At 67.3% G+C, this 25,890-nt stretch carries 25 protein-coding genes; 4 read left to right on the top strand and 21 right to left on the bottom strand.

The genetic code is table 11. The features are described 5' to 3' along the window. Positions 1–76 precede the first annotated feature (76 nt). Complete coding sequence (locus ASG27_RS20445; protein WP_056420115.1) at positions 77–1,564, top strand: aminotransferase-like domain-containing protein; 1,488 nt, start codon at positions 77–79, stop codon at positions 1,562–1,564. Positions 1,565–1,753: 189 nt separating this feature from the next. Here the strand turns inward: ASG27_RS20445 and ASG27_RS20440 are convergent, their stop codons facing one another. From ASG27_RS20440 to flgB, 12 genes are all read right to left on the bottom strand, one after another. Beyond that, positions 1,754–2,980, bottom strand: coding sequence for an HDOD domain-containing protein (locus ASG27_RS20440; protein ID WP_056420112.1), 1,227 nt, complete (start codon positions 2,978–2,980; stop codon positions 1,754–1,756). A 71-nt stretch (positions 2,981–3,051) separates the two neighbouring features. Then, a complete protein-coding gene (gene flgL / locus ASG27_RS20435) occupies positions 3,052–4,305 on the bottom strand; it encodes a flagellar hook-associated protein FlgL (RefSeq protein ID WP_056420110.1) in 1,254 nt (417 codons plus the stop codon). A 31-nt stretch (positions 4,306–4,336) separates the two neighbouring features. Beyond that, positions 4,337–6,313 (bottom strand): flagellar hook-associated protein FlgK, encoded by a 1,977-nt coding sequence (gene flgK, locus ASG27_RS20430; protein WP_056420108.1) that lies wholly within the window; start codon positions 6,311–6,313, stop codon positions 4,337–4,339. Between the two features lie 16 nt (positions 6,314–6,329). Then, the gene (gene flgJ / locus ASG27_RS20425) at positions 6,330–7,250 is read right to left on the bottom strand and encodes a flagellar assembly peptidoglycan hydrolase FlgJ (RefSeq protein WP_056420106.1); all 921 of its coding nucleotides are present in this window, start codon (positions 7,248–7,250) and stop codon (positions 6,330–6,332) included. A gap of 142 nt (positions 7,251–7,392) precedes the next feature. Then, positions 7,393–8,535, bottom strand: a complete 1,143-nt coding sequence (locus tag ASG27_RS20420; RefSeq protein ID WP_056420103.1) for a flagellar basal body P-ring protein FlgI — start codon at positions 8,533–8,535, stop codon at positions 7,393–7,395. A 432-nt stretch (positions 8,536–8,967) separates the two neighbouring features. Beyond that, complete coding sequence (locus ASG27_RS20415) at positions 8,968–9,657, bottom strand: flagellar basal body L-ring protein FlgH (protein WP_056420100.1); 690 nt, start codon at positions 9,655–9,657, stop codon at positions 8,968–8,970. Positions 9,658–9,710: 53 nt separating this feature from the next. Then, the gene (gene flgG, locus ASG27_RS20410) at positions 9,711–10,493 is read right to left on the bottom strand and encodes a flagellar basal-body rod protein FlgG (RefSeq protein ID WP_056423173.1); all 783 of its coding nucleotides are present in this window, start codon (positions 10,491–10,493) and stop codon (positions 9,711–9,713) included. A gap of 37 nt (positions 10,494–10,530) precedes the next feature. Continuing rightward, positions 10,531–11,271 carry a flagellar basal-body rod protein FlgF gene (gene flgF, locus ASG27_RS20405; RefSeq protein ID WP_056420094.1) on the bottom strand — a complete coding sequence of 247 codons (741 nt, stop codon included), beginning with the start codon at positions 11,269–11,271 and terminating at the stop codon, positions 10,531–10,533. Between the two features lie 59 nt (positions 11,272–11,330). Then, on the bottom strand, positions 11,331–12,611 hold the full coding sequence (flgE, locus tag ASG27_RS20400; RefSeq protein ID WP_056420091.1) for a flagellar hook protein FlgE: 1,281 nt from the start codon (positions 12,609–12,611) through the stop codon (positions 11,331–11,333). A gap of 47 nt (positions 12,612–12,658) precedes the next feature. Next, positions 12,659–13,318 carry a flagellar hook assembly protein FlgD gene (locus ASG27_RS20395; RefSeq protein ID WP_056420088.1) on the bottom strand — a complete coding sequence of 220 codons (660 nt, stop codon included), beginning with the start codon at positions 13,316–13,318 and terminating at the stop codon, positions 12,659–12,661. Between the two features lie 15 nt (positions 13,319–13,333). After that, the gene (gene flgC, locus ASG27_RS20390; protein ID WP_056420084.1) at positions 13,334–13,738 is read right to left on the bottom strand and encodes a flagellar basal body rod protein FlgC; all 405 of its coding nucleotides are present in this window, start codon (positions 13,736–13,738) and stop codon (positions 13,334–13,336) included. A gap of 43 nt (positions 13,739–13,781) precedes the next feature. After that, positions 13,782–14,243, bottom strand: coding sequence for a flagellar basal body rod protein FlgB (gene flgB / locus ASG27_RS20385; protein WP_056420080.1), 462 nt, complete (start codon positions 14,241–14,243; stop codon positions 13,782–13,784). A 238-nt stretch (positions 14,244–14,481) separates the two neighbouring features. On the opposite strand from flgB, the gene flgA reads away from it, so the two are divergent. The 3 genes from flgA (at position 14,482) to ASG27_RS20370 (ending at position 16,154) form a co-directional block, all read left to right on the top strand. After that, a complete protein-coding gene (gene flgA, locus ASG27_RS20380; protein WP_056420076.1) occupies positions 14,482–15,285 on the top strand; it encodes a flagellar basal body P-ring formation chaperone FlgA in 804 nt (267 codons plus the stop codon). A 93-nt stretch (positions 15,286–15,378) separates the two neighbouring features. Then, a complete protein-coding gene (gene flgM, locus ASG27_RS20375; RefSeq protein ID WP_056420074.1) occupies positions 15,379–15,699 on the top strand; it encodes a flagellar biosynthesis anti-sigma factor FlgM in 321 nt (106 codons plus the stop codon). Positions 15,700–15,779: 80 nt separating this feature from the next. Beyond that, entirely contained in the window at positions 15,780–16,154 is a 375-nt protein-coding gene (locus tag ASG27_RS20370) for a hypothetical protein (protein WP_056420071.1), read from the top strand. Between the two features lie 267 nt (positions 16,155–16,421). Here the strand turns inward: ASG27_RS20370 and ASG27_RS20365 are convergent, their stop codons facing one another. From ASG27_RS20365 to motA, 9 genes are all read right to left on the bottom strand, one after another. Beyond that, the gene (locus ASG27_RS20365) at positions 16,422–17,135 is read right to left on the bottom strand and encodes an RNA polymerase sigma factor FliA (RefSeq protein WP_056420068.1); all 714 of its coding nucleotides are present in this window, start codon (positions 17,133–17,135) and stop codon (positions 16,422–16,424) included. 4 nt (positions 17,136–17,139) lie between these two features. Continuing rightward, entirely contained in the window at positions 17,140–17,940 is an 801-nt protein-coding gene (locus ASG27_RS20360; protein WP_056420066.1) for a hypothetical protein, read from the bottom strand. Further along, positions 17,933–19,471, bottom strand: a complete 1,539-nt coding sequence (gene flhF, locus ASG27_RS20355) for a flagellar biosynthesis protein FlhF (protein WP_056420063.1) — start codon at positions 19,469–19,471, stop codon at positions 17,933–17,935. Before flhF ends, ASG27_RS20360 begins: the two co-directional genes overlap by 8 nt. Continuing rightward, the gene (gene flhA, locus ASG27_RS20350) at positions 19,468–21,549 is read right to left on the bottom strand and encodes a flagellar biosynthesis protein FlhA (protein ID WP_056420060.1); all 2,082 of its coding nucleotides are present in this window, start codon (positions 21,547–21,549) and stop codon (positions 19,468–19,470) included. Before flhA ends, flhF begins: the two co-directional genes overlap by 4 nt. Continuing rightward, positions 21,546–22,700, bottom strand: coding sequence for an EscU/YscU/HrcU family type III secretion system export apparatus switch protein (locus ASG27_RS20345; protein ID WP_056420057.1), 1,155 nt, complete (start codon positions 22,698–22,700; stop codon positions 21,546–21,548). Before ASG27_RS20345 ends, flhA begins: the two co-directional genes overlap by 4 nt. 253 nt (positions 22,701–22,953) lie before the next feature. Beyond that, entirely contained in the window at positions 22,954–23,574 is a 621-nt protein-coding gene (locus tag ASG27_RS20340; RefSeq protein WP_056420054.1) for a protein phosphatase CheZ, read from the bottom strand. 4 nt (positions 23,575–23,578) lie between these two features. Further along, positions 23,579–23,965 (bottom strand): chemotaxis response regulator CheY, encoded by a 387-nt coding sequence (gene cheY, locus ASG27_RS20335; protein ID WP_010466076.1) that lies wholly within the window; start codon positions 23,963–23,965, stop codon positions 23,579–23,581. Positions 23,966–24,037: 72 nt separating this feature from the next. Then, complete coding sequence (motB, locus tag ASG27_RS20330; RefSeq protein WP_056420052.1) at positions 24,038–24,970, bottom strand: flagellar motor protein MotB; 933 nt, start codon at positions 24,968–24,970, stop codon at positions 24,038–24,040. 38 nt (positions 24,971–25,008) lie between these two features. After that, the gene (gene motA / locus ASG27_RS20325) at positions 25,009–25,869 is read right to left on the bottom strand and encodes a flagellar motor stator protein MotA (RefSeq protein WP_056420049.1); all 861 of its coding nucleotides are present in this window, start codon (positions 25,867–25,869) and stop codon (positions 25,009–25,011) included. Positions 25,870–25,890: the final 21 nt, after the last annotated feature.

Genomic DNA, 25,890 nt, shown 5'->3' with positions numbered 1-25,890 from the left:
TGGCCGCGATAACAGTACACAAGCGCCCTGCAAGCCCACCGCAGGAACTGCGCATGCACACCGCAAGGACCCCGCCATGCTGATGAAAACCACCACCCAGTCGCTGACCGAGCAGCTGTCGGCGCGCTTTGGCGAGCGCATCCGCAACCGGCTGCTGGCACCGGGCGCGCGCCTGCCGTCGGTGCGTCAGTGTGCGCAGCAGCACGGCGTGAGCCCGTCGACCGTGGTCGCGGCGTACGACCAATTGCTCGCGCAGGGCCTGGTGGAGGCGCGCAAGAACCGCGGGTTCTTCGTGCGCGAAATGGCCACGGGCCTGGCCGAGCGCGCGCCCGAGGACGAGGCCGACACCCCCGAGGCCGAGCGCGGCATGGGCAACTGGAGCACCGCCCACTGGTTTGCGGCCCGCAGCGCCGGGCGCGGCGCTGCGCGCGGGGCGCCGCCGGTCAATGCCACGGCGCTGATCCGCGGCATGTTCCACAAGATCAGCGACAAGCCCCAGCCCGGCATGGGCGTGTTCCCGCCCGACTGGCTCGAATCGACCTTCATGCCCGCGGCCGTGCGCAAGGTGACCAGCACCCGCGCGCTGAACGACTTTTCGCTGCAGTACGGCGAGCCGCTGGGCGACACGGGGCTGCGCAGGGTGCTGTCCAAGAAGCTCGCCACGCTGAACGTGCATGCCGCGCCCGAGAACATCATCACCACCGTGGGCGCGACGCACGCGCTCGACATCGTGAGCCGCACGCTGCTGCGTCCGGGCGACCCGGTGATGGTGGAGGAGCCCGGCTGGGCCGTGGAGTTTGCGCGGCTGGCGGCCCTGGGCATGCACATCCTGCCCGTGCCGCGCCGCGCCGACGGGCCCGACCTGGAGGTCATGGCCCGGTACTGCGAGGTGCACCAGCCCAAGCTGTATGTGAGCGTGAGCGTGTTCCACAACCCCACGGGCTACTGCCTGTCGCCGGGCAGCGCGCACCGCATCCTGCAGTTGGCCAACCAGCACAACTTCCACATCGTCGAGGACGACACCTACAGCCACATCGCACCCGAGCACGCGACGCGCCTCACCGCGCTCGACGGCCTGCAGCGCACCATCTACGTGAGCGGCTTCGCCAAGATCCTCGCGCCCAACTGGCGCATCGGCTTTCTGGCCGCGCCGTCGTCACTCATCGAGCAACTGCTGGACACCAAGCTGCTGGCCACGCTGACCACGCCCGCGCTGCTGGAAAAAGCGCTGGCGCTGTGCATCGAACAGGGCCAGCTGCGCCGCCACGCGGAGCGCATCCGCACCCGCCTGGACGCCGCCCGCGCACGCAGCGTGAAGCTGGCGCTGGGCGCCGGATGCACCTTCGCCGCCGAGCCTGTGGGCCTGTTCGGCTGGGTGGAGACCGGCGTGGACACCGACGCGCTTGCGCAGCGCATGCTGGACGAGGGCTACCTGCTGGCGCCCGGCGCGCTGTTCCATGCCGAGCGCAAGCCGAGCACGCTCATGCGCATCAATTTTGCGACCACGCAGGAGGCGGCTTTCTGGAAGACGTTTGCGCGCGTGCGCGATGAGCAGGGGCGTTGAGCCGGTAGAGAGGGCTGGCGCGAGGCCCCATCGCACCACCAACGAGTTGCGAAGCCGGAACCCGAAACCCGGAACCCAGCCTGCGTGTGCATGGGCGCTGCCACGGCCAGTACCACCGAGAATGCGGCTTTGCCGGGCACCGGTGGCGTCACCTTCGGGGGATGGCGCGAAGCGGCGCAGACGGGAAAGTTATTTCCTCTCGACTTCCAGGTCTGCCAGCACCCGCAGCAGCGCGCGGTTGACTTCTTCCAGGTCCATCTCATAGGTCTCGCACAGCTGGCGGATGGCGCTCGCGTCGTCGGTCTCCAGCGCGCAGGCCATCTGCAGGCCCGCGGCGTAGGGGCCGGTGTGCAGCACGGTGGCGTCGTAGATGCGTTCGGACAGCGGCAGGCGGCGCAGGATGGTGCCCAGCGGCTCGCCCATCAGGTCGTCGATCTGCGACAGCAGGCCGCACAGATAGATCTCGCGGCGCAGGTCGTTCTCGATGCCGGCGTCCAGCAGGTGGGCGGTGAGCTCGGCGCGCATCACCATGGATTCGCGCACCGGGTTCATGTTGGGGTCGGTGCTGGCGTGCGGCAGCTGGTCGGACAGCCAGCGCTTGATGGAGCCGTAGCCCATCATCACCAGGCCCCGGCGCAGCGAGTCGATGCCCGTGCGCAGGCCGAGCGCGGCCGAGTTGGTGTAGACCATGAAGCGGTAGGCCAGCAGCGGGTCCTCGCCCATGATGGCTTCGAAGGTCTCGAGCGACTGCTCCGCGTCGATGGCCTTCATGAGCTTGAAGATCACTGCGTGCGACGGCTGCTGCGGGTGGTGGCGCAGGCTGTAGAGCACGTCCTCGGCGGGCCAGCCGGCCAGCGCCATGGCGTTGTGCTCGTCCAGGCAGCGCTCCATCAGCGCGCGGCTGGCGATGCCTTCGTACATCTGCCCGGCGAGGATGGGCGGGCCGGAGCGCGCGCCCGCGGCGCCGGGGCGGCCGGGGGCCGGGGGCTTCAGGGCTGCCACCGCGTCTTCGGGCCGCAGGCTCAGCAGGCTGTTGTCAAAGCACTGGGCCACATCGGGCTCGGGCAGCTTGCCCAGCTCGCCGCGCCACACCAGCCGCAGGCCGCGCTGGTGGGCTGCCTTCACGCGGGTGTAGATGGCCGAGTCGGCGAGCCATTCGCCGCGCACCTCGATCCACGGAGCGCCGCGCGGCGCGTGTTCGAGCATGTCGCACAGCAACTGGCGGTTCTGGGGCGACAGCAGGATGGGCGGGGAGCTGGCGGACCACAGCTCCTGCAGCGTGCGCAGCAAATGCGCGGCGTCGACCACCACCGATGCATCGTTGTGGGCATAGAGCTGGATTCCCGCGAGCTTGCGGGCCCGGCTCCACAGGGGGCGGTAGCCCAGAATCAGGCTGCCAAGGACAGATTGGACCATGTGCTCTCAGGCGTTGTCTCGTGGGGTCCGTTCCCCGGCTGGGGGCGCAGTGAGCCGTGGGCAGACCCGCGTTAGCTGATGAAGTTGAACAGGGACAGTTTCTGAACCTGCGCGTAGGACTTGAGGGCGGCCTCGTAGCCCACCTGCTGGTTCTGGAAGTCCGAGATCCCCTGGATCATATCGAGATCCTCCGCCCGCGACCGGTCGCCTTCGAGCTGCACGGAGCGTTTCTCCTGGTCGCCGGTGATGCGGTCCGCGCGGTTGAGCAGCTCGCCCGCATAGCCGCGCATGTTGTGGATGCGTTCGAGGCCGATGTCCATGTTGCCCAGCGCCTGGCCCACGGCCTGCGCCGCCGCATTGCTGTCCGGCGCGTTGCGGATGTCGCGGATCGCGGCGTCCATGGTGCTGAACATGCTGGGGCTGGGCTGCAGCGTGATGGTGTCGCCGTTGGCCGGCGTGCCCTTGATGTCGAAGGTCAACCCGGGGATGCCGGCGACCGTGACGTTCATGGGCTTGTCCGACGGGAAATCGGGCACCGTCACCGGGGCCGACACGGCACCCGTGGTGGTGTTGGTGATGGTGTAGGTGGCCGTGGTGGTGCCGGCCGTGGCGCCGGGCCCGACCGCGCTGAAAGCGATCGAGTAGTTGTCGCCCGTCACCAGGCTCGCGTCCACGGGCTTGATGGCCGTGGTGTTGAGGAAGCGGCTGCTCGGGATGGTGCTCACGCCGGCCGTGTACACGCCGTCGCGCTGCGGGTCGAACATGAAGGCGGCTTCGCCGTCGAGTGTGCCGGGGATGGTCACGCCGGAGCTGGCAGCCTGGCCGGGCAGGCCGTTGAAGTTGTAGTCGGGCGAACTGCTCAGGGGTCCGAGGAACGGCGCCAGCGCGCTGCCCAGTGCGCCGAGCAGCGGGATGCCGTTGGTGTCCTTGCGGTTGGCCACCTCCACCAGCTGCTCGCGCAGTCCCTGCAGCTGGTTGGCGATGGTGGCGCGGTCGTTGGGGGTCAGGGCGGCGCTGCCGGCGTTCACCACCAGTTCGCGGAAGTTCTGCACCAGGTCGACCGCATCGCCCAGCGCGGACTCGGCCTGCGCGACGGCGTTGCGCTGGGTTTCCAGCGCGCGCTGCTCGGTCTGGATGCGGGCCAGGCGGTTGATGGCGCGTTCGGCCTGCGCGGCCGACACGGGGTCGTCGCTCGCGCGCACCACGCGTTTGCCGGAGGTGAGGTTCTCCTGCAGGTTGGACAGGTTGGTCTGCCGCGTGCCCAGGTTGCGCAGGGCGTTGTCGTACATGTTGGCGGTGCCAATGCGGTAGATGCTGCTGCTCATGGGAGGCTCCTAGCTCTGTGCGGTGCGGGCATCAGCGGCCCAGGCCCTGGATCAGCGAGTCGAAGATGTTCTGCGCGATCTGGATCATTTTGGACGATGCCTGGTAGGCCTGCTGGTACTGGATCAGGCGGGCGGCCTCTTCGTCCAGGTTCACGCCCGAGATCGCAGTGCGGTCGCGCTCCAGGTTGGAGGCGATGGTGGTGGACAGCTCGGCCGCGAACAGCGAGCTCTGCGTGCGGGTGCCCACCTGCGCGATGGCGCCGGCGTAGCCGTCGGAGAGCGTGGATTCGTCGAACATCTTCACGTCGCGCAGGCCCATCAGCGCGCTGGCGTTGCCCGAGTTGCGGGTGAAGGTGTCGCCGTACTGCGGGTCCGACGCATTGCCGATGACCACCGTGTCGCCCGTGTTGGGCGTGCCCTGCAGCTTGATCTCCCAGCCGTTGATGCTGATGGGTGCGCCCGGGGTGTAGGGCTGCGCGGTGGCCACGGTGGTGGGCGGCGCGGTGCCGCGGTTGAGCACGTCGTACGTGGTGGGCGGGCCGGCGGTGAACTGCAGCTGGATGCCGCCCAGGATGGGGGGCACGGCGGCAGGGTTGGCGTTGGGCGGCAGCACCAGCCCGGGCGGGTTGGGCAGGCCGGTGGCCTTGAGGCCCGCCAGCTGCATGGTGCCGCCGTTGGACGTGCCCATGGCGGCGTTGACCGGGTTGGCCACGGCCAGGTCGCGCGGCGAATACACCAGCGCCTGGATGTTGCTGGCGGCCGTGCTGAACGGCTTGAACAGCATGCGCTCGCCCGGGTTGCCCGGCGTGGTCAGGTTGAAGTTGAGCCCGTCGATCTGCAGCGTGGCCAGGTTGGCGGCGCTGGTGAATGCGGTGGACTTGCCGTCCGACAGGCGCACCACCTGGCCAGCGGTGCCGGTGGTGAAACGTATCTCGTAGTCCGATGCGGCGAACTGCGTGGGGCCGGTGAAGGAGACGGTGCCCACGCCCGCGCCGTTGGTGTGGCCGGGCATGCTGGCGGGCAGCGAGAACAGGTCCTTGCCCAGCGCGCCGTCGAGCGTGAGGCCCAGGTTGTGCTGGTCGTTCATCGTCGTGCCGATGGCCATCGCCATGCGGCCCAGCAGGTTGCGGCCTTCCGCCAGGTCGGTGTTGTTGAAGCGCAGCAGGCCCGACATGGAGCCGCCGCCCAGCACGTTCTCGTCCATCTCGATGGCGGGCGAGCCGGGGCGGTTGAAGAACAGCTTGATCTGACCGCTGCCCGGGAAGGCGGTGGCGTCGTCCACCGAGAGGCTGGTGGCGGTGGTGCCCAGCACCAGCGGCTGGCTGCCGGCCACGAACAGGCCCACGGTGCCGTCGTCGGCCGGGATCTGCGTGGTCTGGATGTACTGGTTGATGTCGCGGATGACCTGGTCGCGCTGGTCCAGCAGGTCGTTGGGTGTCTGGCCGTTGCCCTTGGCGCGGGCGATCTGCTCGTTGATGCTGGCCATTTGCTTGGCCAGGCTGTTCACCGCGGTGACGCTGCTGCCCAGCTGCTCGCTGACGGTGTACTGGATCTCGTTGAGCCGGTCGGCGGCCGAGCGCATGCGTGCGGCGGTTTCGTCCATGCGGGTGAGGACCACCGTGCGGGCGGTGATGTCGGTGGGGGCGCTCACCACGTCGGAGAACGCGTTCATCATGTCGTTGATGGCCGCGCCCAGGCCGGCGGTGCCTCCGCTGAAGACCTCCTGCAGCTGGCGCAGGCGCTCGGCGCGCACGATGTCGGCCGATTGCACCGAGCCGGCCGTGGCCGACTGGCGCGTGAGCAGCTCGCTCTGGTTGCGCAGGATGGTCTGCACGTCCACGCCCTGGCCGATGTAGCCGCCACCGGTGAACTGGCCCTGCACCGTCTGCAGCACCACGGTCTGGCGCGAATAGCCGGGCGTGTTGACGTTGGCGATGTTGTGGCCTGCGGTCTGCAGGGCGACCTGGTTGGCCAGCAGTGCGCGGGCGCCGACGTTGAGCAGGCTCATGGCTTACCTCGCGTTCTCATGCCTGGGCACGTTGAGTGCGCAGCGCGCTGTTGATGGCGCCGCTGAGCTTCTTGGCGTAGTCCGGGTCCGTCGCGTACCCGGCCTTTTGCAGCTCGGCGGCGTAGGCCACGGCCGAGCCGGTCTTGGCGGTGGCCTGGGCCTTTTCGTAGCGGGGGTTGTCGTTGATCAGTCGTGCGTAGTCGCGGAACGAATCCTCGTACGAGTCGTAGGCGCGGAACTTGGCCGTCACCTTCTGGGGCTTGCCGTTGATGAATTCGGTGGTCGTGATCTCGGCGACCTTGCCCGTCCAGCCCTTGCCGGCCTTGATGCCGAACAGGTTGAACGAGTTGGAGCCGTCCTTGTGGCGGATCTCGCTCTTGCCCCAGCCGGTTTCATGGCCGGCCTGGCCGAGCATGAAGCTCGCCGGTATGCCGCTGTCCTGGGCCACGCGCTCCGCCGTGCCCGAGAGGTGCTGCACGAAGCCTTCGCGGCCCTTGGGCGCCTGCATGGTGGCCTCTGCGGGCGCGCTGCCCGAAGCCGCGGCAGCGCCGGGCAGGGAGCGCTGCAGGCTCAGCGTGGACGGTACGGAGAAGGTGGTGTCGGCCCCGCCCATCTGGCGCGACAGCTGGCGCGCGATGGCTTCGGACAGGCCGCCCTGCATGCCGGCCATGTTCACCGACAGCTGCTGGTCCAGCATGTCCTGGCCGAGGTTGGCCTGCTCGCCTTCCATCAGGCCGGACTTCATCGTCGCGTCGCGCATGCTCTTGATCAGCTCGCGCATGAACAGCGATTCGAACTGCTTGGCCACCTCGCGCGTGGTCTGCGCGTTGTTGGCCGTGCCCGCGTCGTATTTGAGCGAGTTCAGCGAGCGGATGTCCACCGCCAGCGCGTTCGACGTGCTGGCGGTGCTACCGGAGGAGGGCAGGGTCATGGCCATGGTCAAGCTCCTTGGCGCGGTGTCTCTTGTCCGTTGCGCGTCGCACAGGCACGGCCCAGGCCAGCGACCGCCGCAGAACTGGCTGTGCCAGGCTGCTGGCGGTGTCCCCCTGGGGGGAAGACGCGAAGCGGCTCAGGGGGGGTCATATGACTTCCAGTTCGGCGTTCAGGGCGCCGGCGGCCTTGATGGCCTGCAGGATGGCCAGCAGGTCGCCGGGCGTGGCGCCCAGCGTGTTCAGCGCCTTGACCACGTCTGCCAACTGGGGCGACGGGGGCATCTGGATGATGTTGCCCGGCTCCTGGTTGATGCGGATGTCGCTTTGCTGCGCCACCACGGTCTGCCCTTGCGAGAGCGGGTTGGGCTGGCTGATGACGGGCGTGGAGCTGATGGTGATCGACAGGTTGCCGTGCGCGATGGCGCAGGGGCCCAGGGTGACCGCCTGGTTGAGCACCACGGAGCCGGTGCGGGCATTGATGACCACCTTGGCGGCCGGTGTCATGGCTTCGAGCTGCAGCTCTTCGAGGTCGGCGATGAAGCCGACGCGGGCGCCCGGGTCGATGGGGGCGCGCACCTGCACCGTGCGGCCGTCCAGCGCCGTGGCCAGGCCGTTGCCCAGCTTGGTATTGATGGCCTGCGCCACGCGGCGGGCCACCTGGAAGTCGGAGGCGTTGAGCCCCAGGTTGATGGTGGCACCCTCGTTCAGCGGCGTGGGCACCGCCCGCTCGACCTGCGCGCCCTGCGGCACGCGACCGGCGCTCAGGTGGTTGATCTGGACCTTGCTGCCGCCGGCGGAGGCACCTGCGCCACCGACGACCACGTTGCCCTGGGCCAGCGCGTAGATCTCGCCGTCGGCACCGCGCAGGGGCGTGACGATGAGAGTGCCGCCCTTGAGCGACTTGGCGTTGCCCATGGAAGACACGTTGATGTCGATCATCTGCCCGGGCTGCGCAAACGCGGGCAGCTGCGCCGTGACGATCACCGCCGCCACGTTCTTGAGCTGCAGTTGATTGGCCGAGCCGGGCGGCAGACTGATGCCCATCTGCTGCAGGTAGTTCGACATCGCCTGCGTGGTGTAGGGCATCTGCGTGGTCTGGTCGCCGGTGCCGTCCAGGCCCACGATCAGGCCGTAGCCCGTCAACTGGTTGCTGCGCACGCCTTGCACCGCGGCCACTTCCTTGATGCGCAGCGCATGGGCGGGCAGCGCCACACCAGCAGCCACAAAGGCCAGCAGCAGCCATAGCGCGCGCGCAGAGCGTGGCAGGAGGGAATGGGACAAGGCTTTCATGGCATCGATTGTGGTCGGCCCCGCCAGGAACTAAAACCCAAAAAGAAGCAGGTTCACCGGCTTATTGCGTGCGTTCCCGGATGGGTGGGGAACGGCCAGCGGCGCGCGGAAATCCAGGCAGGCGCCGGTGCCGCGCGAGGGGGCTGGATATGAATAAAAATAGCCTCTACCGCTTGATGGATAAGCGCCAGTAGCTATGAATTATGTAGCAACGATGCTATGGGAGCACCAAAGCGCCCAGACGTACGAAGTCCCCATGCCCCCGGGATTGGAGCCCGGGCGCGTCCAGAAACAACGCTCGTAAAAACTGGCGCGCCCCAGGCGAGGGCCGCCGCGCAAGGGCCGCCCCGCCGCGCTGGCGGCGTCCCCCTCCCGGAGCGCGCAGCGCGTAGAGAGAGGGGGAAGGCGCGCAGCGCCTCAGGGGGTGGAACTCTAGAACGGCGTGATGGTATTGAAGATCCGGTTCATCCACCCCATGGCCTGGGCTTCGTTCTGCGCCCCGCGGCCGCGCGACTCGACGCGCACGTTGGCCACCTGGGTGGAATTCACGATGCTGCCGGGCTGCAGGGCGCGCGGATCGATGGTGCCGGAGAAGCGCAGCACATCCACGTTCTGGTTCACGCCGATCTGCTTTTCGCCCGTCACGACCAGGTGGCCGTTGGGCAGCACGTCCACCACGGTGGCGGTGATCGAGCCGGTGAAGGTGTTGGCGCTTTCCGTGCCGCCCTTGCCGGAGAAGGTGTTCTCCGAGCCCGCGCCCAGCGTGGTCACGTCGCTGAGCGACTTCTTCACGAAGGGCAGGTTGGTGATGCCGGCCTTGGCTTCGGAGGTGCGGTCCACCGTGGACGACGACTTCTGGCTGGCCGTCACGTTCTCCACGATCATGATCGTCACGTTGTCGCCCACCAGGCGCGCGCGGCGGTCTTCGAACGCAGGCCGGTAGCTGGCGTTGTGGAACAGGCTGCCGGTCACCGGCGCTGGTGTGCGCTGCACTGCGGCGATGGGCGGCGGCGTGGTGGGCAGGATGTCCACGGGCGGGGGCGGCGACATGGTGGCGCAGCCGGTGAGCACCAGCGCACCGAGGGCGGCGGGCAGGGCGAGAAGGCGGTTGAACTGCAGCATGGCAAAGGCTCCTGTCGTCATCGTCATCGTCATCGTCATCGTCATCGTCATCGTCACAGCTGTGCGAGCTTGGCCAGCATCTGGTCGGAGGTCTGGATGGCCTTGGAATTCATTTCGTAGGCGCGCTGGGTCTGGATCATGGTCACCAGTTCTTCCACCACGTTCACGTTGGAGGCTTCCAGAAAGCCCTGCTTCAGGATGCCCAGGCCGTTGGTGCCGGGCGTGCCCTGCTGGGGCTGGCCCGAGGCGGCGGATTCCTTGAACAGGTTCTGGCCGATGGGCTCCAGGCCCGCCGGGTTGATGAATGCGGCCATCGCCAGGTTGCCCAGGGGCTGGGGCTGGGTGTTGCCCTGCACGGTGGCGGACACCACGCCGTCGGCGCTGATGGTGATGCTGGTGGCGTTGGCGGGCACGGTGATGCCGTTGGCCACGGGCAGGCCGCTGGAGGTGACCATGCGGCCCTGCGCATCGACCTGGAACGAGCCGTCGCGGGTGTAGCCGATGGTGCCGTCGGGCATGGTCACTTCGAAGAAGCCGTTGCCGTTGATGGCCACATCCAGGTTGTTCTTCGACTCCTGCAGGCTGCCCTGCACGAAGTTGCGGCTGGKGGCCACGGTGCGCACGCCCAGGCCCAGGTGCAGGCCGGTGGGCAGCTGGTTCTGCTCGGTGGTGGCGGCGCCCACCTGGCGCAGGTTCTGGTAGATCAGGTCTTCGAACACCGCGTTGTTGCGCTTGTAGCCGGTGGTGGAGACGTTGGCCAGGTTGTGCGAGATGACGTCGAGCTGGGTCTGCTGGGCAGACATGCCGGTCTTGGCGATCCAGAGGGAGTTGATCATGGTGCTTCCTTATGGCTTGGCGGCGGTCAGAGCCGCTTCAGCCGTTCATGCTCAGCAACTGGCTGGCGGTCTTGTCGTTGGCCTCGGCGGTCTGCAAGAGGCGCATCTGCTGCTCGAACTGGCGCGATGCGGCAATCATTCCGACCATGCTCTCCACCGGGTTCACGTTGGAGCCTTCGAGCGCGCCGGACAGCATGCGGGCATTGGCGTCGTTGGGCAGGGGGTCGCCCGACGCGGCGCGAAACAGCCCGTCGTCGCCGCGCTTGAGCGGGTCTTCCGCCGTGGGCGTGGCCAGCTTCAGGCGGCCGATGTTCTGCGCGGCCTGGCCTGCGATCTTGGCGGTGATGGTGCCGTCGCTGCCCAGCGAGACATCGGCCCCGGGTGGCACGTCGATGGGCGCGCCGCCGTCGGACAGCACGGGCAGCCCGGTGGGCGTGAGCAGCTGGCCCGTGGCCGAGACTTCGAAGCTGCCCGCGCGGGTGTAGGCCTCGGTGCCATCCAGACCCTGCACCGCGAACCAGGCGTTGCCGGCGGCCATGGCATCGAGGTTGCGGCCCGTGCGCTGCACCGGGCCGGGGGTGTTCACGTAGCCCGAGGTGGCTTCCAGCGCGAAGACGCGGGTCTTGGAGCCGTCGCCCTGCATGGGCACCGAGCGGAAGGTGGACATCTCCGCGCGAAAACCCTGCGTGGACGCGTTGGCCAGGTTGTTGGACAGCACGGACTGCCGGTGGGCGGCCGCGTTGGCGCCTGTCATCGAGGTGTAGATGATGCGGTCCATAGGTGCTTTCCGAAGTCCAGTGCAGGGTCAGTGGCGGGTGATCAGGTCGATCAGGTCGATCAGCGCAAATTCACCAGGGTGGACATCACCTGGTCTTGCGTCTTGATCGTCTGCGCGTTGGCCTGGTAGGCCCGCTGCGCGGTCATCATGTTCACGAGCTCTGCGGTCAGGTCGACGTTGGAGTCTTCCAGGGCCCCCGAGCGCAGCGAGCCGAAGTTGCCGTCCGTCGCGGTGCCCGCCACCGGCTGGCCGGATTCGAACGTGGCCACCCAGTTGTTGCCGCCCACCGAGGCCAGGCCCTGCGTATTGCGGAAGCTCGACAGGGCGACCTGGCCTTCGGCACGGGTCACGCCGTTGGAGTAACGGGTCATGATCATCCCGTTGTTCTCGATGTTGATGCCGGTGAGCTCGCCCGTGGTGTAGCCGTCCTGGCTGAGGTTGGACACCGCGAACTTGTTGCCGCTCTGGGACACCTTGTCGAGGCCCACGTCCACGGTGAAGGTGGGCAGGTTGTTGGGGTTCGGTGGCGTGGGGTTGACGGTCAGCGGCAGCGAGAAGCCGGTGGCGGGCGGCGTGGCGGCGGGGCCGGTGATGGCGCCGTTGTTGTCGAACGTGATCTGGCCGATCGGCGTGGCCACCACCGGCGGCACGGCCGTGGGGTCGTCGAGCGCGTCGTACACGTCCCAGGTGTTGTCGGTCGCGGTCTTCTGGAAGTACAGGTTGACCGGCTTGGGCACGCCCTGGCTGTCGAACACGTTGATCGACGTGCCGTAGGTGGCGCGCGGCGTGGCCGGAACGGGCGGCGTGGCGGCCGGGTCGCCGGCAGCGTCGGTGGCGGTGGCCGGCAGGTTGAACGCGGCGGTGATCTTGGTGGTCTGCTTGGCCGGAATCGGCTCGGCCGTGGGGAAGACCATCGGGATCGGGTCGGTGCCCGACCGCAGGCCGGTGGTCGGGTCCACCGGGTAGCCCATCACCTTGGCGTTGTCGTTGGTGATCATGTTGCCTTCCTTGTCCAGCTTGAAGTTGCCGGAGCGGGTGTAGGCAGGCGTGCCATCGGGCATGGTCAGCGTGAAGAAGCCGTTGCCGTTGATGGCTACATCGAGGCTGTTGCCGGTGATCGTGAGGTTGCCCTGCGTGAACTGCTGCGACACCGCGGCGACTTCCACACCGATGCCGGCGTTGGTGCCACCGGCCGAGCCGATCGCCGACGCGACCATCTCGGCGAACTCGGCCCGCGAGGCCTTGAAGCCCACGGTGTTGGAGTTGGCGATGTTGTGCCCGATGACATCGAGGTTTTTGCTGGCGGCGTTCAAGCCCGACAGGCCTTGCTGGAAACTCATGGTGTTCTCCTATGGACGCGAAGAAAAAGAGGGGGGACGGGCCGGCGTTACACCAGGGCCTTGATCTGGCTGTAGCTGATGGACTTGCCGTTGGCCAGGGTCAGCATGAGCTGGCCGTCCTCGGCGCCCGCAGCCGTGACCTTGGACAGCGCCAGCGGCGTGCTCGACAGCTTGGCCGAGCCATTGACGGCGCTGACGCGGAACTGCAGCGCGTCGGTTGCGCCGGTGTACTTGCTGGCGTCCCACTCGAAGGTGTGGCGGCCTGCGCCCTTGGCGCCCAGGTCGATCGTGTCCACCACCTGGCCACCGGCGGTGGTGACCTCGATCTTCACGTTCGTGGCGGCCGAGGGCAGCTCGAAGCCGCCCTTGCCGACCTTGTCGGCCACGGCGATGGTCGAGCCCTCGGTCATCACGTTGCGGCCGATGAGCGTGGTGCCCTGCATGACCTGCAGCGAGTTGAACTGCTCGGACATGCTCTGCATGGTCTGGTTGAGCTGCTGGATGCCGGTGACGGTGTTGATCTGCGCGATCTGCGACGTCATCTGGGCGTTGTCCAGCGGGTTCATCGGGTCCTGGTTGTTCAGCTGCGCGACGAGCAGCTTGAGGAACCGGTCCTGCGCGGCCGCCGGGTCGGTGGCGGCGTTCGCCTTGGTGCCGCCGGTCGCGTCGGTGACCGTGGGTGCGCTGGTGGTGGAGTTGAGGATCATGGTGGCGTCCTAGGGTTACTGGCCCATCTGCAGGGTCTTGAGGAGCAGCGACTTGGCCGTGTTCATGACCTCGACGTTGTTCTGGTAGGAGCGGGAGGCGGAGATCATGTTGACCATCTCCTCCACGGCGTTGACGTTGGAGTGCGTGACGTAGCCCTGCTCGTCGGCGGACGGGTGGCTCGGGTCGTGCACCTTGCGGCCAGGGGTGTTGCTTTCGTTGATGCCCGTCACGCGCACGCCGGCCGAGCTGTCCGCGCCCATGGGCTCCGTCTGGAACATCACCTGGCGGGCCTTGTAGGCCTTGCCGTCGGGGCCGGCCACCGCATCGACGTTGGCCAGGTTGCTGGCCACCACGTTGAGCCGTTGCGACTGCGCACTGACGGCGCTGCCCGACACATTGAAGATGGAGAACATGGACATGGGGTGACTCGCTTTCTGCGCTCGGTGCGGGGGGGGCGTCTGCTTATTGGCCCTGGATGGCGCTGAGCATGGTTTTGGCGTTGCCGTTGATGAACCGCAGCGTGGCTTCGTAGCGCACGGCGTTGTCGACGAAATTGGCGCGTTCGCGGTCCAGGTCGACCGTGTTGTTGTCCAGCGCGGGTTGGGTCTGCACCGCATAGCCCAGCGTGCCTTTGGCGCCCAGCTCGCCGCTCATGCGGCTGGTGGGCAGGGGCATGTGGCGCGCGTCGGTGGTGCCGGCGGTGCCCACGGAACCCGCGGTGAGCCGGGTGGTGAAGCCCGAGCCGGTGCCCGTGCTGCTCTCGCCCGTGGCTTCTTTCAGCGCTTCGCTGAACTTGAAGTCGCGCGCCACGTAGCCGGGGGTGTCCGAATTCGCAATGTTGCTGGCGATGGCACGCTGGCGCTCGGAACGCAGGATCAGTGCGTTGCCGTGGAAGTCCAGCCGGTTGGTCATCTTGTCGAGCATGTTTGCCTCGGGCCCTGGAGTGCAAAGACGCCGGTCCAGGGGGTTTTCCGGCGTGGCTCGATTGTGGAGAGCGTGGGTTTTTTCTAAAGCGCGAAGAACGCGGAAATGGGCGCGCAGTTTCGGGTTTTGCACCGGCCGGGCCTGCCTATAGTTCCAGTCGTGAAATAGTCTTTGCCGCCCTCTGCGGGAAGACCCGTGAAGACTCGCGAAGACCCCCCGCGATGCCCAGGAGGCCCCCATGCCATCGACACCGTCCCCCCGCTTTCCCTCCCTTTCATTCGCCGCCCTGCACCCGGTGCCGGCACGGCCTGCGCGCTCCGCCCTGCGGGGCGCCCTGGCCGCTGCGGTGCTGCTGGGCGCGGCGCTGTGCTCCGTGGGCTCGGCCCGCGCCCAGGCGGCGGCAGATCCTGCGGCGGACCTGGGGCCGCTGACCCAGCGCTGGCTGGACGATGCCCTCACGCGCAACCAGCCCGCCGGCTTGCCGCTGCGCATGGAAGTGAGCGTGGGCTCGCTGGATTCCCGGCTGCGGCTGGCGCCCTGTGCGCGGGTCGAGCCCTATCTGCCGGTGGGCTCGCGCCTGTGGGGGCGCACGCGCCTGGGGCTGCGGTGCGTGGAAGGCCAGACGGCCTGGAACGTGTATCTTCCGGTTACAGTCAAGGCCTTCGGCCCCGCGTGGGTGCTGACCAGCGCCGTGGCGCCGGGCGCCGTCCTGACCGCTGCCGACGCGACCGAGGCGGAAGTAGACTGGGCGGCGGAGTCCGCCCCGGTCATGGCCAACCCGGACCTGTGGGTGGGGCAGATTGCGGCGCGCCAGCTGGTGCCCGGGCAGGCGCTGCGCCAAAGCATGGTGCGTGCCCCCAACCTGTTTCGCGCAGGCGCCCAGGTGAAGGTGGTGGCCCAGGGGCCGGGTTATGCGGTCACGTCCGCGGGCCAGGCCATGTCGGCGGGGTCGGTGGGGCAGATTGTCCGTATCCGCATGGACAATGGCCGAATAGTCAGTGGCACCGTGAGCGAAAACGGGACAATCGATGTCACTCTTTGATGACCGGACCGCGATAAATCGCTAAAGTCCCCGCCAAATGGGTCGAAAACATTGCTACTGTGCCCCACATCGAACGGGGTGGTGGAGAGAGCGATGAAGATTGGTCAAAAACCGGAACTCCCGGGCGGGTTGCCGCAGACAGGGCTTGCCAAGCAAGCCAAGCCGCCGGCAACCGCTGCGGAAGGAGCCACGAAAGACGCACTGACGGCGTCGGCCGTCGGCGTGCCCGTCACGGTGTCGACCGCGGCCCGTGCCCTCGACCAGACGGCCCGCACCACGGCCGATTTCGATGCCAGCAAGGTGAAGGCCGTGCGCACGGCGATCGAAAAAGGCACGTTCTCGGTGGATGCCGAAGCCATTGCCGACAAGATGCTCTCCAACGCCCAGGAGATCCTGTCCCGCTCGCGCGGTTGAACCCCACCACGAACGCCGGGGTTCAACGAGCGCACTGAACATCACTTGGCATACCAGCACGGTTCATCGCACAATGCACCATGTCGCTGGAAGAATCCCTCTCGGCTGTTGAACAGCTGATCGAAAAAGTCTCCGCCGCGCTCCTGGCGGCAGATCCCCAAACCCTGGAAAAGCACAGCATCGCCCTGCGGGACGCAGCGGCGCAGTTTACCTATGCGCTGGAGCAGTCCGCGCAGCGCGGCCTGCCCCTGCCTGCACAATTGAAAAAACGGGTGGACGCCATCAGCGACAGGCTGGCCAACCACCGCGACGGCCTCGCGCGCCTGTCCGCCAACGCCGACCGCCAGGTCGCCAGCATGATCCCCCAGGCCGGCACCCCCGCCACCTACGGCGACGGCCGCGCCGCCCAGCCCGGCAAGGCTGGCGTGGCACGCATCTACAAATCCGCGGGTTGAGTCGAGCCGTAACTCAAACAAGATAGCTGCCCGCGCTTGCTGCGCCTGCGTTTGAACGGAAAAAACGGTTGAATCCAACGCCAGCCAAGCGCCAGCAGCTATTTTATCGATAGCAAACCGGTGTCCAGTACGTGGGAGTTCGGCGTTGCGCACTGCCCGTAGATGCGGTCGCAGCCCAAATACCAGTGCCACCGTGGATCTGGCTCCGCCAGTCCAGGGGTGGCGTCCCCCCAGGGGGAAGCGGCGCAGCCGCTCAGGGGGGAGCGGCTAGTGCGCCCTCATCTTCGCCCGCAGCCGGGCGATGGACTGGCTGTGCAGCTGGCACACCCGTGACTCGGTCACGCCCAGCACGGCCGCGATCTCCTTGAGATTCATGTCGTGCTCGTAGTACATGCCCATGATGTGCTGCTCGCGCTCGGGCAGGCTCTTGATGGCGTTGACCAGGGACACCTTGAGCCGCTGGTCGCGCAGCATCTCCATGGGGTCGGCGTCGCCGTCCGCCACGTGGCGGTCGAGGAAACCGTCGTCGTCCTCGTTGTGGGTCATGTCCTCCAGGTACACCAGCTGGGTGCCCCGGACCTTGCCCAGCAGGGTCTGGTACTCGGGCAGTTCCATGCCCATTTCGTCGGCGATCTCGGATTCGAGCGGGCTGCGGCCGAGCTTTTGCTCCAGGCGGTGCACCGCGTGCTCGATGTCTTTCTGGCTCTTGCGCGAGCTGCGGCTCATCCAGTCGCCCTCGCGCAGCTCGTCGAGCATGGCGCCGCGGATGCGCTGGGTGGCAAAGGTCTCGAACTGCACGCCCTGCGCCACCTCGTAGCGCGACAGCGCCTCCGCCAGGCCCATCATGCCGACCTGGATCAGGTCGTCCAGCTCCACATTGGGGGGCAGCTTGGCGATCATGTGGTGCGCGATCCTGCGAACCAGCGGAACATGCTGGCGGATCATCGCGTCACGATCGAGCTGGCCTTTGGCGGTGTACATCTGATCAGTGGCTCCGAGCAAAGAAATGCGCAGGCATGCCTGTCGGACTGTGGTGCGGGAGCGCGGTCATCGATTCACTGATAGTGCCCGCATTTTCCAGCAGTTGCAAGGCCAGGCGCTGCAGGTCCTGCGGGCTTTGCGTGGCGATGGTCGTGGTGCGCACGGGGCCGCACAGGTGCTGTTCGGCGCACTCCTGCAGGGTCTGCAGGGCGCCCTGGGTCTTTCTGCGCTCGGCGGCGGTGTTGCCGTGCAGCAGGCCGGCCACCATGCAGGGCAGGCCGGTGTGCACCGCGATCTGCTTGAGGCTCTTGTAGCTCTTGAGCACGCCCGCGGCATCGTTGCCCATCACGACGAGCGGAATGGTCGCCGTGTGCGTGAGCAATGGGCCGAGCGTGGACGCGGGCGCGTGCAGCACCATCAGGCCATACGTCCTGAAGTACGGCAGCAGGCCGTGCAGCGGCGCGGTCTCGTTGGCCTGGGCGCGGCGGGCCGCGAGCTGCAGGCCCTTGGCGGCCGGTATCACGGCCAGCGACGAGGCCGCGGCGCCCATGTTCAGGTGCGCGCCGTCGTTCCACGGCGCCTGCTGCAGCAGGTGCAGCAAGCCGGGGCTGTCGTCGGTCTCGTGCGCCGTGCCGTCCAGCACCACGACCTGGTGGCCCAGGCGCTGCAGGATGGCGCAGACCTGCCACAGGGCTTCGAGGCCCGTGCCGGCGTTGTCCTGGCTGGCGACCGCCACCACGCGCAGTTCGGACTGCGGCGTGAAGCTGTGCAGGCTTGCCCCCTGGTGGAATCCGATATCAAGCATCGACCAGCCCTCGCTCGTTGATGCCGTCCGGCGAGTGCGAGAAGAAGAAGTTCAGGTCGCTGGCCTTGGGGTCGAACGCCGACTTCACCGGTGCGCGCATCGAGGTGTTGATGAGCTTGTGGGCATCGGCGCGCTCCCAGTCCTCGGGCACGCGCTGGCCGTTGGTCACGCCGCGCAGCACCATCTGGTGGCGGATGAGCGCGTCGATCGCGGGGCCGAGTTTGACGGCTTCGTCCACCTTGGACAGGATGGCCTGCTGCGAGCCGTCGGTCTTGAAGGCGGTGAGCACGTCGTCCAGCGTGTCGCCATGGCAGCCGGCGTTGAGCACCAGCAGGCGGTTGACGTGCGGCAGGTCCAGCACGTCGAGCATGTCGCGCTTGCGCGGGTCGCGCGGGGCGACGCCGGTAGTGTCGATGAGCACCATCTTCTTGCCCGACAGCAGGCCCAGCAGGTCCTGCAGCGCGGCGCGGTCGTGGGCCAGGTGGGCCACGATGCCCAGCATGCGGCCGTAGGTGCGCAGCTGTTCGTGGGCGCCCACGCGGTAGGTGTCCAGCGTGATCAGGCCGACGCTGCCGGGGCCGTGGATGCGGGCGCACATGGCCGCGAGCTTGGCGGTGGTGGTGGTCTTGCCCACGCCGGTGGAGCCCACCAGCGCGAAGATGCCGCCCTGCTCATACAGCGGGGTCTCGGCCAGGTCGGTCTTGAGGTTGCGCTCCAGCACTTCCATCAGCCAGCGCACCGATTCGGCGGCCGACAGCTCTTCGGGCATGCGCTCCAGCACCGCGCGGGCCAGCGAGGGCGAGTAGCCGGCGCGGATCATCTTGAGCATCAGGTTGGACTGGATGGGGTTCTGGCGCGCCTGCCCCAGCCACGCCAGCGTGTTGAAGCGGTCTTCGATCAGGTCCTTCATCGCGTGCAGCTCGGTCATCACGCTTTGCTGGTTGGCGGCGGACTGCACGGCGTGGCTCACGGCGGGCTCGGGGCGGCGGCGGGGCTGCTCGGGCGGCAGGTCCATGGGGATGCTGCGCAGCGGGTTGTGGCGCGCCACGGCCGGTGCGCTGCTGATGCGCTCGCGCTCGGGCGCTTCGTCACGGCTGCGCTCGGACAGGGTGGGCGGGTCCGACGGGCCGTTCAGCGCTTCGTGGCGGCGGCGCAGCATGCGTTCGCGCACATAGTCCTGGAAGGACAGCGTGCTCATCGCGAGCTGCTCGGTGTCTTCTTCCACGGGGTTGCGGTTCATGGCCGACAGCGCGGACAGGGTGGCCTGGCTGTGGCTTGCGCCCTGGCTGGCGCGCTGCGGTGCGCTGCGGGGGGGCGTGGGCGCCAGCAGGGGCGGGTTGGAGGACGGCGACGCGCCGCCGCCCGCACCGCTGCCATCCAGGGCCGAGAGCGTGTCCTCGGCCGTGGCCACCACCTCGACGCCATTGGCCGTGGGGCGGTTGGACAGGATCAGGGTGCCGTCACCAAAGGCCATGCGTGCTTTGGCCAGAGCTTCCCGGGACGTGGGGGCGGTAAAGCGTTTGATGTTCATGCTGATGCACCTCTAAGGATCGGCCCAATGCGGATGGTGTGGGTCTCGGGGATTTCACTGTGCGCCAGCACCTGCAGGCGGGGCGCGACGCGGCGCACCAGGCGGGAGATGGCATTGCGGATCTGGTCGGGCACCAGCAGGCAGGCTGGCAGGCCCATTTCTTCCTGCTTGAGGGCCACTTCGGCGGCCTTCTGGGTCAGGATGTCGGCGACGCCGGGGTCCAGGGCCGGGCCGGCGGCATTGCCCAGGGCCTGCACCAGGAGGCGCTCCAGGCCCGGCTCGATGGCGATGACGTTGAGCTCGCGCGTCGGGCCGTAGATCTGCTGGACGATGGCGGGCGACAGTGCAATGCGCACGCGGCGGGCCAGCTCGACGGGGTCGCTGATGCCGCCGGCGAACTCGGCCAGCGTTTCGATGATGGTGCGGATATCGCGGATGTGCACAGATTCCTCCAGCAGCAGCTGGAGGACTTTCTGGAACGTTGCGATGGAGACCATTTTGGGGACCACTTCTTCGATGAGCTTGGGGGCCAGCTTGGCCACGTGTTCCACCAGTTGCTGCGTTTCCGTGCGACTGAGGAGCTTGGCGGCTTGCACTTGCATCAAGTGTGACAAATGGGTGGCCATCACGGTTTCGGAATCAACGACCGTAAAACCTGCCATTTGTGCGGCTTCCTTCTGGCGGTCGTCGATCCAGTGCGCGGGCAGGCCGAACGCGGGGTCGGTCGTGGGGGTGCCGATCAGCGGCGTGGTGATGCCGCCGGGGTTGATGGCCAGGAACATGCCGGGGAAGGCTTCGCCTTCGCCCACCACCACGCCGCGCAGGGTGATGCGGTAGCCGCTGGGCTTGAGTTCCAGGTTGTCGCGCACGTGCACGGCCGGCGGCAGGAAGCCGACCTCCTGCGCGAACTTGCGGCGCACGCCCTTGATGCGGGTGAGCAAATCGCCCTGGCGGCTCTTGTCCACCAGGCTGATCAGGCGGTAGCCCAGCTCCAGGCCCAGCAGGTCCACGGGCTGCAGGTCGTCCCAGGTGGCTTCGCCGTCGGCCACGGGGGCGGGCGGGGCCTCGACTTCGGGCGGCACCTTCTGGCGCTCGTACAGCAGCCAGGCGCCGTAGGCCATCATGCCCCCCATGGTCAGGAACACCAGGTGCGGCATGCCGGGGATCATGCCCAGCAGCAGCAAGATGGCGGCCGTCACGCCCACCACGCGGGGCGACATGAACAGCTGCGCCACGATCTGGCGGCCCATGTCCTGGTCCTTGCCCACGCGCGAGATCACCATCGCGGCGGCCACCGAGATCAGCAGCCCGGGGATCTGCGCCACCAGCGCATCGCCCACGGCCAGCAGGATGTAGCTGTCGGCCGCCTGCCCGGCCGACAGGCCGTGCTGGAGCATGCCGATGGCAAAGCCGCCGACGATGTTGATCAGCAAGATCAGGATGCCGGCGACGGCGTCTCCGCGCACGAACTTGGATGCACCGTCCATGGAGCCGAAGAAGTTCGCTTCTTCCGCGACCTCGGCGCGCCGGCGCTTGGCTTCCTTTTCGTCGATCATCCCGGCGTTCAGGTCGGCGTCCACCGCCATCTGCTTGCCCGGCATGGCGTCGAGCGCAAAGCGGGCTGACACTTCGGCAATGCGCTCCGCGCCCTTGGTGATCACCACGAAGTTGATCACCACCAGGATGGCGAACACGATCAGGCCCACGGCGAAATTGCCGCCGATCAGAAAGTGCCCGAAGGCCTCGATCACCGCACCGGCCGCGCCGGGGCCGGTGTGGCCTTCCAGCAGCACGACCCGGGTGGAGGCCACGTTGAGCGACAGGCGCATCAGCGTCGTCAGCAGCAAGACGGCGGGGAATGCCGCGAAATCCAGCGGGCGCAGCATGTACGCCGCCACCATCATCACCATCAGGGCGACGGCGATGTTCAGCGTGAAGAATGCGTCCAGCAGCCACGGCGGGATCGGGAGCACCATCAGCGCCAGGATGGCGACCACCAGCAGCGGCGCCGACATGCCTTGAAGGGCGCTCGAGTGGTTGCCCGCCCAGAGCCGGACAGACTTTACAGAGGTATTCATACGGCGGTGCCTTGCACGGTGGTGCGGTTCAGCGGATCAAGCTCTGGCGGAACGAAGGGCTCGTCCAGGCTGTCGGGCATGCGGCCTTCGCCGCGCAGCGCGGCCTTGAGGCGGTACACATAGGCCAGCACCTGGGCCACGGCGGTATACAGCGTGGCGGGGATGGCCTGGTCGAGCTCGGCGTGGGCATACAGCGCGCGGGCCAGCATGGGCGACTGCAGCACGGGCACGTTGTGCTCCTTGGCCACGTCGCGGATCCGCAGGGCGATGAGGTCGGTGCCGCGCGCGATCACCTGGGGGGCGGCCATGGTCTTTTCGTCGTACTTGAGCGCCACGGCGTAGTGGGTGGGGTTCATGACCACGAAGTCGGCCTTGGGCACGGCGCCGACGCTGGCGCGTTCGGCGATCTCGCGCTGCTTCTGGCGGATGTGGCCCTTGATATGGGGGTTGCCGTCCGACTCCTTGTGCTCCTGCTTGATTTCCTCGTGCGACATCTTCAGGCGCGCCTTGAAGAAGTAGGCCTGCAGCGGAACGTCCACCAGCGCCGCCAGGAACACGACCAGCAGCAGCAGGCTCATGCCGGAGGTCAGCCAGTCGGCCAGCTGGCGGATGGCCATGGGCGAGGGCTGCAGCACCAGCATGGCGACCGTGTCGATGCTGTTGCCCATGAACTTCCAGGCCACGTAGCTCAGGATCACGGTCATCAGCACCATCTTGGCCACGTTGGCCATCTGCTGCTTGGAAAAGAGGTTGGCTACGCCCGAGATCGGGTTCAGGCGGTTGAACTGGGGCGAGATGGGCTTGCTGCTCATGATCCAGCCGCCCGCGCCGATGGCGCTGATCAGGGCCGCGCCGCTGGTGAGGATGGCGAACACCGCGCTGGCGATGATGCCGATGATCACCATGTCCGACAGCCGCTTGAGCATGGTGCCGGGCGCCATCACGATGGCGGAGTTGAACGCCAGCTGGCGGCTCATGGCCAGCTGCATGTGCTCCATCAGCGCCGGGGCCAGGAGCAGCATGCAACCGGCGCCGGCACCCAGGATCGCCAGGTGCGAGAGGTCGCGCGAGCGCGCACCCTGGCCGTCTTCGCGCGCTTTTTGCAGTTTGCGCTCTGACGCGGGTAGGTTTTTCTCTTGGCTGGATTCCATGATGGCATGACGGCTGGTGCCATGCCATTGTCGTGAGCGACCCGGAAATCTAAAGGTGGATAAGGGGGCGTCGATGCCCGCTTTTCCGTGCCGCGAGGCCTTTGCAGGCCTCCTGGGCGCCAGCGCGACCAGCTACAGGCGCGCCCTCCGAAACCGGCGCGTCCGAAGCCAGCGCACCCGTGCAACTGGCTTTGCCAGGCCACTGGGTGCGCCCCCCGCAGAGGGACGCCGCCGAAGGCGACTCAGGGGGAGGTCAGAACCCGAGGCTGGCGAGCAGGTCGTCCACCTGCGACTGGTCGGTGACCACGTCCGGCGTGTTTTCGGGGTCGACCACCGGGCCCTGCAGGTGCGCGGGCTTGGCCTCGACGGCGGGCACCTGGGCATTGGGCGGCGCCGTCTGGATGAGCAGCTGCACCAGCTGCTCTTCGATGTTGGCCGCCAGGTTCACCACGCGCGCGATCACCTGGCCGGTGAGGTCGTGGAAGTCCTGGGCCATCATGATTTCGGTGAGGTGGGTGTCCGCTTCCTTGGTCACCCGCTCCACGTCGGTCAGGAAGTTCATGATCTCTCCCTTGGCCACGGCGGCCACGGGGTCCTTGACCAGGGACGTCACCACCCGGCGCGTTTCCGCCGCGATGTAGTCGTGCTGGGCCTTGGCCTGCTCCACGCGGTTGAGCACCTTTTCCGCCGCTTCGCCGGTCAGGCGGGCGATGTAGGACAGGCGGCTTTGCGCGTCGGGCAGCTCGCCCATGGAGCCGCGCAGCTTGTCGGCGTAGCCCAGTTCGTTGAGCGAGTCGTGCAGTTGCCGGGTCAGCAGGCCGATCTTCTGATGGACTTCGGCGGGCTGTTGGCTGTGGTCCGGTGTGGCGTCCATGATGTCATAGCCCCATCTTCTTGAGAATCAAGGTCACCTTTTCTTCCAGCGTGGCCTTGGTAAAGGGCTTGACGATGTAGCCTGCTGCGCCACCCTGGGCTGCGGCCACGATGTCTTCCTTGCGGGCTTCGGCGGTGACCATGAGGACGGGCAAGTGCTTGAGCTTGTCGTCCTTCTTGATCTCCGCCAGCAACTGGAACCCGTTCATGTTGGGCATGTTGATGTCGGTGACCACGAAGTCGAACTTGCTGTTGCGCAGCTTGTTCAGCGCGGCAACGCCATCCTCGGCTTCATCGGCATCGGCAAAACCGCTTTCCTTGAGCAGGTTGCGCACGATGCGCCGCATGGTGGAGAAGTCGTCAACAATCAAAAAACGAAGGGCTGTGGTCACGTGGGACCCTTTCGGTCGGAAGTATCTGTAAGTATTGTCATGGGCGGCAGCGTTGGTGACAAGTCGTAACCGTCATCTGCCTGGGGGGGGATTTTCCCGCTTTTCATTCAACAGTTCTGTGGAAGTGATTTCGGGGATCCCTTTACCCATGAGACGTTCTTCGGCTTCGCGGGTCAGCACCGTGATGGTGATGCGCCGGTTGGCGGGAGCGCGCGGGTTTTTTGGCTCCAGCAGATCGCTGGCCGCCAGGCCCACCACACGTCCCAGTTTAGCGTCTGGCATGCCGGCCGAGACCAATTCGCGCCGCGACGCGTTGGCCCGGTCGGCCGACAGCTCCCAGTTGCTGTAGCCGCGGTCGCTGTTGCCATACGGCACGGCATCGGTGTGGCCGGCCAGGCTGATGCGGTTTTCGACGCTGTTCAGGGCGGCGCCGATTTCGCGCAGAATTTCGCGCATGTAGGGTTTCACCAACGCACTGCCGCTGTCGAACATGGGGCGGTTCTGGTCGTCGATGATCTGGATCTGCAGGCCGTCGGGGGTGATGTCGATACGGATCTGCGACTTGTATTCGTTCAGGCGCGGGTTTTCGGTGATGAGCGCGTCGATCTTGGCCTCCAGGGCCTTGATGCGGTCCAGGTCCTGCTTGGCGCGCTCGGCCCGGGCGGCGTCGATGCTCATGCGGCGCTGTTTGGCCTCTTCCACGTCGGAGCGGCGCACCTGGCCGTGCACCTTGGCCAAGTCGTTGCCGCCGCCAGGAATCACGCTGGAGCTGTTGCCCGAGCCGTCGCCCCCGGTCATGGCGACTTTGAGCGGCGAAGAAAAGTACGCCGCGATCCCCTGCAGCTCGCCCTTGGCGGTGGAGCCCAGCAGCCACATCAGCAAAAAGAACGCCATCATCGCCGTCACGAAGTCGGCGTACGCGATCTTCCAGGCGCCGCCATGCACCGCATGGCCGCCTTTCTTGATGCGCTTGATGATGATGGGCTGGAGCTTCTTTTCTGCCATGGCGCTCGGGAATCAGGGGAGGGGGCGTGCCGCTCCTGCTACTTCTTGCCTTTCACATGCCCTTCGAGCTCGGAGAAGCTCGGGCGGACGTTGGAGAACAGCACCTTGCGGCCGAACTCGATGGCCGTGGCGGGGTTGTAGCCCTGCATGCTGGCCAGCAGTGTGGACTTGATGCACAGCAGTTCCTTGGCGGCGTCCTCGGTCTTTTGCTCGACCAGGCCGCCCAGGGGCTCGACCACGCCGTAGGCCAGCAAGATCCCGAGGAACGTACCCACCAGCGCCGAGCCGATCATGCCGCCCAGCACCGACGGCGGCTGGCCCACCGAGCCCATGGTGTTCACCACGCCCAGCACGGCGGCCACGATGCCGAAGGCGGGCAGGGCGCCGGCCAGCCGGGCCAGCGCGGCCACGGGGGCGTGCGCCTCCTGGTGGTGGGTGTCGATCTCGCTGTCCATCAGCGCCTCGATCTCGTGGGAATTAAGGTTGCCCGACACCATCATGCGCAGGTAGTCGGTGGTGAACTCGATCACGTGGTGGTCGCTGCCCACCGTGGGGTATTTCTTGAAGATCTCGGATTCATGGGGCGCCTCGACATCCTTTTCGATCGCCATCAGGCCTTCCTTGCGGGCCTTTTGCAGGATGTCGTAGAGCATCGCCATGAGCTCCATATAGCGCTCCTTGGTGTACTTGGAGCCCTTGAGTGCCATCGGAATGGCGGCCATGGTTGCCTTGATCACCTTGGGCTGGTTGTTCACCACGAAGGCGCCCAGGGCGCCGCCCAGGATGGTGATGATCTCGAAGGGCAGCGCCTTCAGGATCACGCTGATGTTTCCCCCGTGCACGATGTACACGCCGAAGATGCAGCCGAGGCAGACGACGTAACCGATGATGACAAACATGCTGTGGACGTGTTGGGCGGC

This window comes from Acidovorax sp. Leaf191 (assembly GCF_001424425.1).
In the GTDB taxonomy this organism is placed as follows: domain Bacteria; phylum Pseudomonadota; class Gammaproteobacteria; order Burkholderiales; family Burkholderiaceae_C; genus Acidovorax.
Note: the sequence above shows the minus strand (reverse complement) of the source record. Positions and strands in the feature narration are given on the sequence as shown.